Below are 14,543 nucleotides of genomic sequence, written 5' to 3'. Positions count from 1 at the left end.
GTCCGCGTCCATTGAGAACAAAGGCAATTCCCTTAATTTTATCAATAAACAATCATGAAGATACACAGACAATTAACAGCAGCAGCCTTTCTGTTTATCAGTATGGCAATCATGGCACAAGTGCCATTCAGCAAAAAGGAAGTAAAAGAGAAAATGAAGCAAGTGGCAGACTGGCAAATTTCCAATCCTAACACTGCCCACGAACACCACGACCTGGATTGGACCAATGGAGCACTTTATGTAGGTATGGTAGATTGGGCTAAACTGGCAGAAGAGGAGTACAATGACAGCACCTACTATCAATGGCTCTATAAAATAGGAAGACGAAACTGCTGGCAACCCCATCAGCGGTTGTACCATGCAGACGATATAACCGTTTCCCAATCATTCATTGACTTATACCGTAAATATAAAAAAGAGGAAATACTGGCTCCTACCCTGGCACGTACGGAATGGATTGTCAACCATCCATCCAACGGTACATTCAAACTGGAGTATGGTGACAACAAAACCCTAGAACGCTGGACCTGGTGTGATGCCTTGTTTATGGCCCCCCCGGTTTATGCCAAGCTATACCGTGAAACCAACAACCGGAAATACCTCCAATTCATGGACAATGAATACCGGGCTACCTACGAATACCTATTCGATAAGGAAGAGAACCTTTTCTACCGCGATTGGCATTATTTCGGTAAAAAAGAAGCCAATGGCAAAAAGGTGTTCTGGGGACGTGGAAATGCCTGGGTACTGGCCGGTCTGGCAGAAGTATTGCAGGAGTTGCCCAAAGGCTTGATGGAACGCGCTTATTACGAAGAACTGTTTATCCGGTTATGCACACGTATCGCCGGATTGCAGAACGAAGACGGTTATTGGCATGCCAGCCTTCTGGATCCGGCTTCTTATCCTTCTCCCGAAACCAGTTCCACCGGTTTCTTTGTATATGCGTTGGCCTATGGCGTAAATGCGGGACTCTTGAATGAAGACGATTTCATGCCAGTCATTATAAAAGGCTGGAAGGCACTGACCGATGCTGTAGATGCAAGCGGTAAACTTGGCTGGGTACAGCCTATCGGTGCCGACCCCCGTAAAGTGACGCGTGACATGACAGAAGTTTACGGTGTCGGTGCGTTTCTTGCAGCAGGATGCCAGATATACAAGATGGCTGTAGATACGGAAGCTGATTATATAAAAATCTGGCCAGACAGAAAAACCATGCAGGGAAACCCTTTAAGTGGTTGGGTTGTTTATGCAAATGAGAATGTCAGCGATGACTTCTGGAAGAAATACGACCATATCTATGTACCGGAAAAAGGAACAACCGTGAAAATCTCCGATTATGCACGCACACTCTATATCCGTACGCATTGGAGTACCTTCAATCCCGCCGAAGGAGTCTACGGCTGGGATACCAACGAAAAGTTGAAAAAAGTAATTCAAGGGGCACTCGACAGAGGTATGCGTCTCTCTTTCCGTGTAGTTGTCGACAGCCGCGACCGAAAAAATGAAGCCACTCCGGCCTATGTATTCGATGCAGGAGCCAAATACTATACAGACAATGGAAAACGCTCTCCCTATCCTGATGACCCTATCTTCCAGGAGAAATATGCAAAGTTCATAGAAGCATTTGCCCAAAAATACAATGACCCTGACCTGGTGGAATTTATAGACGGCTACGGTCTTGGCAAATGGGGTGAGGCACACACTATGAAGTACATTGACCCCAAGAACCGGGAAGCTGTGTTCAATTGGATTACAGACCTCTACGTCAAACACTTCACCAAAGTACCTTTAGTTATCAACTACCATCGTTGGATGGGTGCAGGCAAAGACTGGGCAGGTGAGGAGAATTTTGATCCCGATAGTAAACGCTTGTTGGACAGCGCTTGCGAGAAAGGCTTTTCCTTACGTCATGATGCTTTCGGAATGAGAGAGTATTACGGCCAGTGGGAGCGAAACTATGTGAAACCTTGGATTATGAAACGCCCGGTTCTACTGGAAGGTGGATGGATTGTGAGCAAGCACCCTTATCACAATGACCCGAGCGGTTACAAAACAGCCAAAGATGTGCGTATCGGAGAATTTGAAGACGGTCAGGAAGCTCATGTCAACATGATGGATTTCCGTGTAGGAGACGAAACCATGAGTTGGTTCCGTGATGCCTATCCTTTGGTTGAGCGTTTCATCTCCGAAGGAGGTTATCGTTTATATCCCGATTCCATTGTAGTTCCCAAAGAAATGAAGAGTGGTTCAAGAATAAAGATAGTACATCGCTGGAACAACTTAGGCTGGGGATATTGCCCAACCAATATACCACAATGGAACCAAAAGTATAAAGTAGCTTTCGCATTATTGAACCAAGACAATCAAGTAGTCTACTCTTATCTGGACAACAATACTGATTTATCCGTCTGGATAAAAGGCTATCCCACTTCCTATGAGTTCACTCCCAAACTTCACGGGGTAAAAAAAGGAACCTATACCTGGGCAGTAGCTTTAGTCGATACAACCAAAGGCAATGGAAGCAATGTTAAGGGGCTGGATATCTCTGCCAAGGGAACCTTCACTAATTCTGGTTGGTTAAAACTGTCAGAAGTAACTGTAAAATAAATAAGACACCCCATCGACTTTATAAACAAGAGGCTGAATTCAATCTTGAATTCAGCCTCTTGTTTATAAAGTCCAATCCATCTATTTCTTTTGCGGCAACCCCTTCAGCAAGTGGTCCACCGCCGCTTTCAGCTGTGCATCTTCTCCCTTCAAAACAGCTTCCGGTTCATTATAGACCAGGATATCAGGCTGCAACGTGCGGTTCTCCAGATAGTTGCCCTGCATATCCATGCAGCCTACCTGCGGAATACCGAATACAATACTTGGATCGATCTGGCTTTCCCACCAGACAGCAGTCATGGTTCCTGCCACGGGAGCACCTACCAGCTTGCCTATTCTCAACGTCTTATATACGAAAGGAGTACCGTGGGCATTGCTGTAATTATCCTCGCAAACCAGCATACACGAAGGTTTCAGCCATCTGTCAAAAGGATCGCTGCCGATGTACTGGCCACGCGGCACAAAGCGTTCATACTCCTTGCCGCTAAGTAACGTCGCTACTTGTTCGTGCAGCCACCCGCCTCCGTTATGGCGGGTATCCACCACAACAGCCTCTTTCTTACGACTGCTTTCGCTCAACAAATCGGAGTAAATCTTACGGAAGCTCGGACTATCCATACCTTTGATGTGAATATAAGCAATGCGTCCGCCAGAATATTCATCCACCTTCTTGCGGCAGTTTTCCACCCAGCGCTTATACAACAGCTCATTCTGGGCACCGTAAGATATGGGCTTCAAGGTTTCTTCAAACCGCTTTCCGGTAACAGGATCATAGACCGAGAGAATCACCTTGCGGCCTGCCTTACCTTCGAGTAACGGGAAATAATCAGCGCCAGCCTTAATGGCAACACCATCCACTTTCTCGATAATACAGCCAGGCTTGACATCCGTCTTTTTCTTCGTCAATGGACTCTGAGCTATAATTTCTTTAATCTTCAGTCCATCGCCCGCATAAGCTTCATCATAGAACACTCCCAAAGCAGCCGTAGGAAGTGCTGCGCCCGAAGCATAATAACGCGCTCCCGTATGAGAACCGTTCAATTCACCCAGCATCTCACTCAGCATTTCCGCAAAATCGTAGTTATTGTTGATATACGGCAAGAAGCGCTTATAAGTTTCTTTGTATCCATTCCAGTCCGTACCTTGCAAGTCTGCCACATAGAACTTATCATTTACCTGCTGCCAGATGTGGTCGAAGATATATTCACGCTCACCATAAGGGCGGTAATCGAAGAAAGCCTCAAATTCAATTGGAGAAATCTTGCTGCCTTCAATCTCTATCTTCTTCATTCCGTCGCGGGCACAAAGGAAGATATTCTTCCCTTCCTTGTCAGGCTGCAAAGCGCCTGCACCTACTTTCTTCAAAAGAACTTTTGTAACATTCTCTTTCAGATTGTGTTCCCAAAGATCGTACCCATCCTCGAAAACAGAAAGATAATAGAGTTTATCCCCTTTAGCAGAAAGCATGGCATCTGCCATATGCGAGGAGTTGACGGTCAGGCGTACAATACGGTCAAAGCGGTTTGCGAGGTCGAACTTTAACGGCTCTACCTTTTTCTCCTTATCTTTGTCGGCATCCCCTTTTTTCTTCTTGGCATCCTTTTCGTCTTTCTTCCCGGCTTTTTCCTTCTCCGCCTTCTCCGCTTCCTCGAGTAAAGCGGTTTCTTCCTTGTTCATCAAAAAACGGTCGTATGCTTCAGCATCAAAGAACATGATATAAGTATCGTCTTCGGCTCCCCAACTGCCGTGGCTGCGATACCCCGCACGGTCACTGGTCCAAATCATGGCTTTTCCACCCAATACCCATTTGGCATTGCCATCGTTGTATCCGCTCTCGGTCAGGTTCACCATTTCACCCTTGCCATCGGCATTCAGCAGCACAACATCTTTGTTGTTCCATCCACCTACACCGATATAGTCCGAAAGAATCCATTTGCTGTCCGGACTCCACTGAAACCACTGGTCACCGTCCGAATAAGAGTATTGATACTTGCCATCCATAACGGTACGCACATCCTTTGTCTTCAAATTGATGACACGGATGGTGCTGCGGTTTTCGAGAAAGGCAATCTCTTTACCGTCAGGGCTGTATTGGGGTTGGAAAGAAGCGGCATCCGAGTTTATCAAGCGTTCTTCCTTCAGCGCTGTGGCATAGGTAAACAGCTTTTCATCCTTACGCACAATCGTCGAAGTGTAAAGTTGCCAAAGCCCGCCACGCTCGGAAGCATAAACCAGTGTCCGCCCATCGGGGGCAAAGTCTACGGTACGTTCCTGACAAGAAGTATTCGTTATCTGCTTCGTAGTCTTATATTCCACTGAAGTGACGTAGACATCGCCGCGCAAAACGAAAGCCACTTCCTTACCATCCGGAGACACTGCCATTTCCGTGGCACCGCTACTCTTAATCTGGCGGATAATATCCTTGTCGTTTCTGTCGGAAACAATGCTGATGTTCACCTTTTGCGCTTCTCCACCGGGAAGCAGGGTGTAAATCTCACCATCAAATCCATAGCACAACCTTCCGTCCGTAGCGGCACTGAGATAGCGTACCGGATTTTTGGTATAGTGCGTCAACTGCACGGCCTTCGCATCTCCGGGAGTACGTCGGTAGATATTGAAAGAGCCGTTTTCCTCACTCAGATAGTAGAATGTTTTTCCATCAGGAGCCCAAACCGGTTCACGGTCTTCTCCTCCGAAAGTGGTCAGCTGGCGGTACTGCGGTTCTTTTCCCGGAGTATACATCCAGATGTCACGGGCAATGGGCGATACGTGATGTTTACGCCAGTAGTCCTCGTAACCTTTCTTATCTTGATACAACATCGCTCCCTCCTTATTGATGGAGATGCACTCCATAGGCATGGACGAAATCATCGTCGGGCGCCCTCCCTCCACTGATACTCGATAGACCTGGTTGAACTGCCCGTTAGAGGGAAAGACAACAGCCTCGGCAGACGGCATGATGCCCGCAGAAAACAAGACATGTCCGGCATCTGTAAAAGCAAGCGGCGTTTCGCTTCCCGAGTGGGTAGTCAGCCGTCGTGGTTCGCCTCCGTCTTTGGCCACAATGTAGACGTCCAGGCTTCCCATACGGTCCGAAGCAAAAGCAATCCGCTTACTGTCCGGACTCCATACCGGAGCCGTATCATATGCGGGATTGGTAGTTATCTGCATGGCACGTCCACCGGCAACCGGCACCGTATAGATGTCTCCTTTATACGTAAAAGCAATGGTGGTCCCATCGGGAGAGATGACACTATGACGCATCCACAGCGGAGCATCCTGCGCAAAAGTAAAACCAGCCAGGCAAGCGGCAGCAATACCTAATAGTAGTTTTTTCATAATGATTCTTGTTTTTGGAGAATAAAAAAACCTCACGACTTTTCCTTTCGGAAAAAGACCGTGAGGTTTGCTTATCATTTTAAGTTACCCTCAATTAGAGAGCACCTACTTCCTTCAAAGCGGCATTTGTCTTGTGAACGGCAGCAGCGCTGGCAGCAAATTTAGCTTTTTCGTCAGCAGTCAGTTCCAGTTCAACGATTTTCTCGATACCGTTCTTGCCAAGGATTACGGGAACACCGATACAGATGTCTGATTCACCGTATTCTCCTTCCAGATATACTGAACAAGGAATCATCTTCTTCTGGTTGTGGATGATAGACTCAACGACATAAGCGCCTGCCGCACCCGGAGCATACCATGCAGAAGTACCCAGCAACTTAGTCAGTGTAGCACCACCTACCATAGTAGAAGCTACCACTTCGTTCAGTTTTTCTTCGCTCAGCAGTGTGCTTACCGGCTGTCCTTTGTAAGTAGCCAGACGAGCCAACGGAATCATGGTAGTATCACCGTGACCACCGATAACCATGCCTTCCACTTCGTTGGCGTTGCAGCCCAAAGCCTGAGACAAGAAATATTTGAAACGAGAGCTATCCAAAGCACCACCCATACCGATGATACGGTTCTTCGGCAAGCCCAGAGACTTCAATGACAGATAAGTCATGGTATCCATCGGGTTGGAGATAACCACAAGGATAGCATTCGGAGAATATTTCAAGATGTTCTGTGCAACCGACTTAACGATACCTGCATTAACACCGATCAATTCTTCACGAGTCATACCCGGTTTACGGGGAATACCGGAAGTAATCACTACAACGTCGGAGTTGGCAGTCTTCTCATAATCGTTGGTACAACCTACAACAGTGGTGTCGAAGCCCAGCAGTTGAGCAGTCTGCATCATATCCATTGCCTTACCTTCTGAAACGCCTTCTTTCACGTCCAGCATTACCACTTCGTCAGCCACTTCATTAAAGGCTAACACATTAGCGCATGTAGCACCTACGTTACCTGCACCTACTACGGTTACTTTTGACATAATTTCTAAAGTTTTTTGTTTATAAGTGTTCTTTAAAGATGACGCAAAAGTACAGCGAACTTCGTAATTAGAGAAATATTTCCGTAATAATTTTAGTTAAATACACATTTAGCCAATGATTAGTGGACGATGATTAATGATTAATGATTAATTTTGCGGACGATTAATGAATGTAGGACGAATAATCAGCCACCAACCATTAATCACTTAACCATTAATCATTATCAAAAATGGCAGTTAAGAAGAATACACTTCTCATCGTGGCAGGCAGCCTCCTTATCTTATTATTAATAGGAGTTACCATTCTGCTGATTTCCGAAAAGCAAACCAACAAGGAACTGGTGATGGAATTCAATCTGGATAAAGAAGACCTTGAAAATCAATACACAGACTTCGCCAGACAATATGACGAGCTGAAGTTGACAGTCTCCAACGACTCCCTCTCCGTACTCTTGGAGCAGGAACAATTGAAGACCCAACGTTTATTGGAAGAACTCCGCACCGTGAAGAGCAGCAATGCCACCGAGATACGCCGTCTGAAGAAGGAACTGGCCTCTCTCCGCAAAGTCATGATAGGCTATATCAACCAGATTGACTCGCTAAACCGCCTGACTGCTCAACAGAAGGAAATCATAGCCGATGTCACCAAGAAGTACAACGCCGCTTCCCGGCAAATCAGCAACTTGTCCGAAGAGAAGAAGAACCTGACCAAGACCGTGACACTTGCCGCCCAACTGGACGCCACCAACATCTCTGTGCAGCCCACAAACAAACGCGGCAAGACTGCCAAGAAGGTGAAAGACATCGTGAAGTTCAAAATAAACTTCTCCATCGTGAAAAACATCACTGCAGAGACCGGCGAACGTACCCTCTACATCCGCATCACCAAACCGGACAATGACGTGCTGACCAAAAGTTCCTCGAACACCTTCCCATACGAGAACCGGGAACTGGTATATTCCATCAAGAAGTATATAGAATACAACGGAGAAGAGCAAGCCGTCACCGTATATTGGGATGTAGAAGAATACCTCTATGCAGGCACCTACCGCGTAGACATTTTTGCTGACGGTACCCTTATCGGTTCGCAATCATTCAGCTTGAATTAATACAAAAAAATCTAAATTATTTTGCAATATCATTGAAAGCCTATACATTTGCATCGTTGTTTATGCAATTATTGTTGCTGTATAAACAACAGATTCATCACCTTAATTAATGTATAGCCCAATGAAAAAGTTCTTCTGTTTCATCTGTTTGGCATACCTATCCTTCCCCATGAAGGCCCAGGAAGCATTAAGCTTGGATAGTTGCCGTGCATTGGCAATCTCCAACAACAAAGAACTGCTGATAAGCCAGGAAAAAATCAACGCTGCCCACTATCAAAGGAAAGCGGCATTTACTAATTACCTTCCCAACATTTCGGCCAGCGGCGGATATATGCGCAGTCAAAAAGAGTTGTCCATCCTCAGCGACGCTCAGAAAGGAGCCTTGTCCGGATTGGGTACAAGTCTCAGCGGACCGTTACAGCAGGCTGCCCAAGTCATCGCACAGCTTCATCCAGAACTGGCAGGCCAATTGCCGGCTTTAGGACAAAGCCTGGTAGGTGCCCTCGACGGTGCAGGCCAATCCTTGGTTGACGCCTTTCGTACAGACACCCGCAACATGTATGCGGGCGCACTGACCTTGACCCAACCCCTATATATGGGCGGCAAGATACGTGCCTACAACAAAATTACCAAATACGCCGAAGAGCTGGCCCGCCAGCAGCACAACACCGGTATGCAGGAAGTAATCCTGAGTACAGACCAGGCATATTGGCAGGTAGTGTCCCTTGCCCATAAAAAGAAGCTGGCAGAAGGTTATCTGAAACTACTGCAGAAGCTCGACAGCGACGTTGACAAAATGATTGCCGAAGGCGTTGCCACCAAAGCAGACGGACTCTCCATCAAAGTAAAAGTGAATGAGGCCGAAATGACCCTGACCAAAGTAACCGATGGCCTGAGCCTTGCCCGGATGCTGCTGTGCCAATTGTGTGGTCTCGACCTTTCCACTCCCGTCATGCTCACAGACGAACAGAAGGAAGACCTGGCTCCCACTACTCCGGAAAACGGTGCCATCGACATCAACAATGTTTATGCTACCCGTCCCGAAGTGCGTAGCCTGGAACTTGCCACGCAGATTTATAAGCAGAAAGTAAATGTCACCCGTTCGGAATATCTTCCTTCCATAGCACTAATGGGCAGCTATATGGCAACCAACCCTTCCGTCTTCAACAGTTTCGAGAAAAAGTTCAAGGGGATGTGGAATGTGGGTGTCATGGTGTCGGTACCCATCTGGCACTGGGGCGAAGGCATCTATAAAGTAAAAGCAGCCAAATCGGAAGCACGCATCGCCCAATACCAGTTGGATGACGCCAAAGAAAAGATAGAGCTGCAGGTCAACCAGTCGGCTTTCCAAGTGAACGAAGCTGCCAAGAAACTGACCATGGCCGAAAAGAACCTGGAAAAAGCCAACGAGAACCTGAGATACGCCACACTTGGCTTTGAGGAAGGCGTTATACCTGCCAGCAATGTGCTCGAAGCGCACACCGCATGGCTTTCTGCCCAATCGGAAAAGATAGACGCACAGATTGACGTAAAACTGACGGAAATCTATCTGAGAAAGGCAACGGGGGAATTGACAATTGATAATTGATAGTTTCTTCAATCGTAAATAGTAAACAGTCAAATAGTAAATAATATGTTGGATACAAAATCACAAAACAGTAACATGTTGTTGGCATTCCTCACGCTGACGGGAGTGATTGCCATCGTTGCCCTTGTAGGTTTCTTCATGTTGCGTAAAGGGCCGGAAATTGTGCAAGGACAAGCAGAAGTAACGGAGTATCGAGTATCGAGCAAAGTGCCGGGACGTATTCTGGAATTTCGTGTAAAAGAGGGACAAAGCGTACAAGCCGGAGACACCCTTGCCATTTTGGAGGCTCCGGACGTGCAGGCCAAACTGGAACAAGCACGCGCCGCCGAATCGGCAGCCCAAGCCCAGAACGAAAAAGCTCTGAAAGGCGCCCGTCGGGAACAGATACAAGCTGCCTATGAAATGTGGCAAAAGGCACTGGCCGGACTGGAGATTGCCGAAAAATCCTACACGCGTGTGAAGAACCTGCACGACCAAGGCGTGATGTCTACACAAAAGCTTGACGAAGTTACCGCCCAACGCAATGCAGCCCGGGCTACGGAGAAAGCCGCCAAAGCCCAGTATGATATGGCCAAGAACGGTGCGGAACGCGAGGACAAAGCCGCTGCCGCTGCCTTGGTGGAACGTGCCAAAGGAGCTGTGGCCGAAGTTGAATCGTACATCAAGGAAACTTACCTGATTGCACAGACTGCCGGTGAGGTATCCGAAATATTCCCCAAAGTAGGCGAGCTCGTGGGCACGGGTGCTCCCATTATGAACATCGCCATTCTGGACGATATGTGGGTAACCTTCAATGTACGCGAGGACTTGCTGCAAGGGTTGGGTATGAATACCGAATTCGAGGCGTTCATCCCTGCACTCGATAAGAATATCCGCCTGAAAGTGTACTATATGAAAGACCTCGGCACATATGCCGCCTGGAAAGCGACCAAGACTACCGGCCAGTTCGACCTGAAAACATTCGAAGTAAAAGCCGCTCCGCAAGAGAAGGTGGAAGGACTGCGTCCGGGAATGAGTGTTGTATTGAAGAAATAAAGGAGTTATGAGTTATTGGAGAGGATGATGGAAAGAAATAAGAAACATACGGCTTTGTGGAATGTAGCAAGACGCGAATGCCGCCGTCTTGTTTCCCGTCCGCTCTATCTGTTCTGTATGGTGATAGCACCGTTGTTCTGCTACATATTCTTCACCACGCTGATGGACTCCGGGCTTCCTACGGACATGCCCGTAGGTGTGGTGGACCAAGACATGAGTGCCACTTCACGCCAGCTGATACGTAACTTGGACGCTTTTGAGCAGACAGCCGTCGTCGCCCGCTACCCTACCGTCAACGAAGCCCGTACCGCCATGCAGCGCGGAGAGATTTACGGTTTCTTCTACATTCCCGAAGGTACCTCTGCCAAAGCGCAGGCCGGACGGCAGCCCAAACTCTCTTTCTATACAAACAATACCCTGCTCATCGCAGGTTCACTCCTCTTCAAGGACATGAAGATGATGAGCGAATTGGCATCCGGTGCCGCAGCACGTAGCACCCTATATGCCAAAGGAGCTACCGAGGAACAAGCGATGGCCTTCCTCCAACCCATCGTCATAGATACGCATCCACTCAATAACCCGTGGCTGAACTACTCCGTATATCTGTGCAACACCTTTGCACCGGGCGTATTGATGCTGCTTATCTTCATGGTAACCGTCTATTCCATCGGAGTCGAGATAAAAGACCGCACCGCCCGCGAATGGCTGCGCATGGGCAACAACTCCATCTGGATTTCCCTTGCCGGCAAACTGCTGCCGCATACCGCCATCTTCTTCCTGATGGGAATATTATATAATGTATACCTCTACGGTTTCCTCCATTTTCCCTGCAACAGCGGCATCCTGCCGATGCTGCTTGCCACCCTTTGCCTGGTGCTGGCATCGCAAGGCATGGGAATATTGATGATAGGAACCCTGCCTACCCTGCGTCTGGGACTCAGTTTCGCTTCCCTATGGGGCGTACTCTCTTTCTCCATGTGCGGATTGTCATTCCCTGCCATGGGCATGCACCCCGTATTGCAGGCATTGGCAAATCTGTTCCCCCTGCGCCACTATTTCCTGATTTATGTGGACCAGGCACTGAATGGATACCCCATGATTTACTCGTGGGTCAACTACGTAGCGCTGCTTATTTTCATGATGCTCCCGTTCCTCATAGCCCATAGGCTGAAAGGAGCGTTGGTTTACTATAAATACATGCCCTAATGAAAGACCTGACGTTCAGACAGAAAGTGATACAAGGCATTCATGACTTGTTCTATATATGGAAACGGGAATTCGGCACCACCTTCCGCGACCAGGGCGTGCTCATCTTCTTCGTGCTCGTTCCGTTGGTCTATCCGTTGATATACGCTTTCATCTATACCAACGAAACTATCCACGAAGTGCCCACTGTCGTGGTGGATGACTCACGCTCCTCGTTGAGCCGCGAATACCTGCGGAAAGTGGACTCCAGTCCCGAAGTGAGCCTCGTGAGCTACTGCGCTGATATGGAAGAAGCCAAACTGATGTTGAAGGACCGCAGGGCATACGGTATTATCTACATCCCCTCCACCTTCAGCGACGACATTGTACGCGGTAAGCAAACGCAGGTCAGCATCTTCTGCGACATGAGCGGACTGCTGTATTACAAAGCCTTGCTGACTGCCAACACCAACGTGTCGCTTGCCATGAACGCAGACATCAAAGTGGAGCGAAGCGCCAATACCACCGACCGCCAGGACGAGATTACCGCCTACCCGATAGAGTATGAGGATGTCGCCCTCTATAATCCAACCAACGGATTTGCCGCTTTCCTGATTCCGGCAGTATTGGTATTGATTATCCAGCAAACGCTGCTACTCGGCATCGGCTTGTCTGCCGGGACGGCACGCGAACAGAACCGCTTCCGCGACCTGGTGCCTATCAACCGCCACTACAACGGCACACTACGCATTGTGATGGGAAAAGGGCTGAGCTACTTCATGGTATATTCACTGGTATCGGTATATATACTGTGTGTGGTTCCATGGCTTTTCAGCCTCAACCAAATAGCGATACCCGGTGTCCTGACTCTGTTCACCCTGCCCTACCTGGCCGCTTGTATTTTCTTTGCCATGACAGCATCCATTGCCATCCGCAACCGCGAAACGTGCATGCTGCTGTTCGTGTTCACCTCCGTGCCGCTGCTGTTCCTCTCCGGCATTTCATGGCCGGGAGCTGCTATGCCCGCTTTCTGGAAGTACTTCTCGTACATCTTCCCTTCTACCTTCGGCATCAACGGCTACGTACGCATCAACAGCATGGGAGCCACACTCAATGAAGTCTCTTTCGAGTACCAGGCACTATGGATACAAACGGGCTTCTACTTCATCACCACGTGCCTGGTATATCGCTGGCAGATATTGCAGAGCAGGAAACATGTGATTGAAGAGTATAAGAAGCATAAGAGTATAGAAGCGTAACACATTGTTCCAAGCCTACGAAACAAAGTGTTCACATGCGTTTGAACACTTTGTTTCAGCGTATCAGAACAATTTGTTCCAATATATAAAAACAGTTTGTTCGCCATATTGAAACAGTCTGTTCCCTTATAGGAAACAGACTGTTTTGTTAAAGGAAACAAATAGTTGCCCTACAGCATCGGCAAGGCAGCAAACAGACAAACGGGGCTGTAATACCTAATTACGGTCGCATGTGTTTCTCCAATATCGGGTAAAGTATCTCAGCATACCTCATAAAGCCCAAATCGGTAAAATGAATGCCGTCTACTGTAGCCTCCCCGTCGTGGCCGATGATGTCACGGGAAGCAAGGAAATAGATGTTTTTCTCTCCACGTTGCTTCAAAGAACGGAAAAAGGCATTCAATGTCTCATTCTTGTCCTTTACCTCCTTGGCAATCCTGGTGTCAAAAGGAGAGTGGGTAAAGAGAGGGTCTTCCACGAAAAGGACAGGCGTATCGGGATGCTTGCTGCGGATAGTGGTATAGAATTTATCGGCACGCTCTCTCATTTGCTCCACGGTAGCATTGGGCACAAAGTCGAGGACAAACATAGAAGCGTCCACACCGGCTATGACATCGGCAATCTCCAGGTCGAGCAAGGCATTGCCGCTAAATCCCAGATTGATGCACTCACGATTGAGCCAACGTTCCAGAATATTGGTATGCGCCATGCCGGGACGGGAAGCGCAGCCTCCCTGCAAGATGCTGGTACCATAGAATACCACCGGCTTCTCACGTTTCGGCAAGTCTACTGCCGGCGGGGTAATGGCGGATAAAGAATCCACGCCGATGGAAAGCGAGGTAACCCCATCATATAAAGAAAGGTACAAAAGGTATTCGCGCTCCTCGGGCAACATATTGCTTACGATAGTCGCCTTATTGATTTTGCCCTGCGGACGTCCGCTACCGGCAAATATCCACTTGCCGTCTTGCAAGCAGTAGAGGTCGAGGCCTTTAATGCCGGTCGGTGTCATGTGGTTCATACTCATATTGTTCCTTACTTCCCATTTGGCAGAAATGCTTGTAGAGTTGGAACGGAAGCGCACGGCGAGTCCGGCACTGTTGCGGCCTAAGTCCCACAATGGCTTGCGGGAGATGTTCTGCAGAGAGTCCGGCAGACGCTCATAGCGGGTAAGGGTAGATTCTGTTGCTTTGCCCAGAAGGGGGAAGGCGGAAGCATCATGATAGATAGTCTGGGCATTGGCAACAGCGGCCAACAACAAGCCCATCAAAAGAATTCTGGTTCTCATATGACAAGATATTAAGTGTTAAGTATCAGATGGCAAAGATACAAGGTTTCTTTGAAAAACGAAGAAATGGAAGTATTTTACATCAATTAACTCCCAC

8 protein-coding genes and 1 pseudogene are annotated in these 14,543 nt (G+C 48.0%); 6 read left to right on the top strand and 3 right to left on the bottom strand.

The window, feature by feature from the left end; translation table 11 throughout:
* Positions 1-54 precede the first annotated feature (54 nt).
* Positions 55-1,164: pseudogene (locus tag DWX62_RS22385) on the top strand (glycoside hydrolase family 88 protein); the annotation flags it as partial.
* Between the two features lie 1,524 nt (positions 1,165-2,688).
* On the opposite strand, the gene DWX62_RS17715 reads toward DWX62_RS22385, so the two are convergent.
* The gene (locus DWX62_RS17715; RefSeq protein ID WP_005833385.1) at positions 2,689-5,946 is read right to left on the bottom strand and encodes a S41 family peptidase; all 3,258 of its coding nucleotides are present in this window, start codon (positions 5,944-5,946) and stop codon (positions 2,689-2,691) included.
* Between the two features lie 94 nt (positions 5,947-6,040).
* On the bottom strand, positions 6,041-6,982 hold the full coding sequence (mdh, locus tag DWX62_RS17710; RefSeq protein ID WP_005829779.1) for a malate dehydrogenase: 942 nt from the start codon (positions 6,980-6,982) through the stop codon (positions 6,041-6,043).
* Between the two features lie 230 nt (positions 6,983-7,212).
* Here mdh and DWX62_RS17705 point away from each other — a divergent pair, with 230 nt between their 5' ends.
* The 5 genes from DWX62_RS17705 (at position 7,213) to DWX62_RS17685 (ending at position 13,158) form a co-directional block, all read left to right on the top strand.
* Positions 7,213-8,091, top strand: coding sequence for a hypothetical protein (locus tag DWX62_RS17705; protein ID WP_005829777.1), 879 nt, complete (start codon positions 7,213-7,215; stop codon positions 8,089-8,091).
* A 121-nt stretch (positions 8,092-8,212) separates the two neighbouring features.
* Positions 8,213-9,679, top strand: a complete 1,467-nt coding sequence (locus tag DWX62_RS17700; RefSeq protein WP_008664221.1) for a TolC family protein — start codon at positions 8,213-8,215, stop codon at positions 9,677-9,679.
* 45 nt (positions 9,680-9,724) lie between these two features.
* Complete coding sequence (locus DWX62_RS17695; RefSeq protein WP_035450104.1) at positions 9,725-10,714, top strand: HlyD family secretion protein; 990 nt, start codon at positions 9,725-9,727, stop codon at positions 10,712-10,714.
* Positions 10,715-10,738: 24 nt separating this feature from the next.
* Positions 10,739-11,920 carry an ABC transporter permease gene (locus DWX62_RS17690; protein WP_080650777.1) on the top strand — a complete coding sequence of 394 codons (1,182 nt, stop codon included), beginning with the start codon at positions 10,739-10,741 and terminating at the stop codon, positions 11,918-11,920.
* Positions 11,920-13,158 (top strand): ABC transporter permease, encoded by a 1,239-nt coding sequence (locus tag DWX62_RS17685; protein WP_005829766.1) that lies wholly within the window; start codon positions 11,920-11,922, stop codon positions 13,156-13,158. Before DWX62_RS17690 ends, DWX62_RS17685 begins: the two co-directional genes overlap by 1 nt.
* Before the next feature lie 220 nt (positions 13,159-13,378).
* Here DWX62_RS17685 and DWX62_RS17680 read toward each other — a convergent pair whose 3' ends face one another.
* Entirely contained in the window at positions 13,379-14,446 is a 1,068-nt protein-coding gene (locus tag DWX62_RS17680; protein ID WP_005833392.1) for an SGNH/GDSL hydrolase family protein, read from the bottom strand.
* Positions 14,447-14,543 lie beyond the last annotated feature (97 nt).

It is taken from the genome of Bacteroides sp. AF20-13LB (assembly GCF_003603065.1).
Classification (GTDB): Bacteria; Bacteroidota; Bacteroidia; order Bacteroidales; family Bacteroidaceae; genus Bacteroides; species Bacteroides uniformis.
The sequence above is the reverse complement of the archived record's forward strand: the minus strand, read 5'-3'. Positions and strand labels throughout refer to the sequence as shown.

Excerpts from the sequence above, each read along its gene's own strand:
- DWX62_RS17680 (WP_005833392.1), bottom strand. The coding sequence starts at position 14,446 with ATGAGAACCAGAATTCTTTTGATGGGCTTGTTGTTGGCCGCTGTTGCC.
- mdh (WP_005829779.1), bottom strand. The coding sequence starts at position 6,982 with ATGTCAAAAGTAACCGTAGTAGGTGCAGGTAACGTAGGTGCTACATGC.
- DWX62_RS17715 (WP_005833385.1), bottom strand. The coding sequence starts at position 5,946 with ATGAAAAAACTACTATTAGGTATTGCTGCCGCTTGCCTGGCTGGTTTT.
- DWX62_RS17690 (WP_080650777.1), top strand. The coding sequence starts at position 10,739 with ATGATGGAAAGAAATAAGAAACATACGGCTTTGTGGAATGTAGCAAGA.
- DWX62_RS17705 (WP_005829777.1), top strand. The coding sequence starts at position 7,213 with ATGGCAGTTAAGAAGAATACACTTCTCATCGTGGCAGGCAGCCTCCTT.
- DWX62_RS17700 (WP_008664221.1), top strand. The coding sequence starts at position 8,213 with ATGAAAAAGTTCTTCTGTTTCATCTGTTTGGCATACCTATCCTTCCCC.
- DWX62_RS17685 (WP_005829766.1), top strand. The coding sequence starts at position 11,920 with ATGAAAGACCTGACGTTCAGACAGAAAGTGATACAAGGCATTCATGAC.
- DWX62_RS17695 (WP_035450104.1), top strand. The coding sequence starts at position 9,725 with ATGTTGGATACAAAATCACAAAACAGTAACATGTTGTTGGCATTCCTC.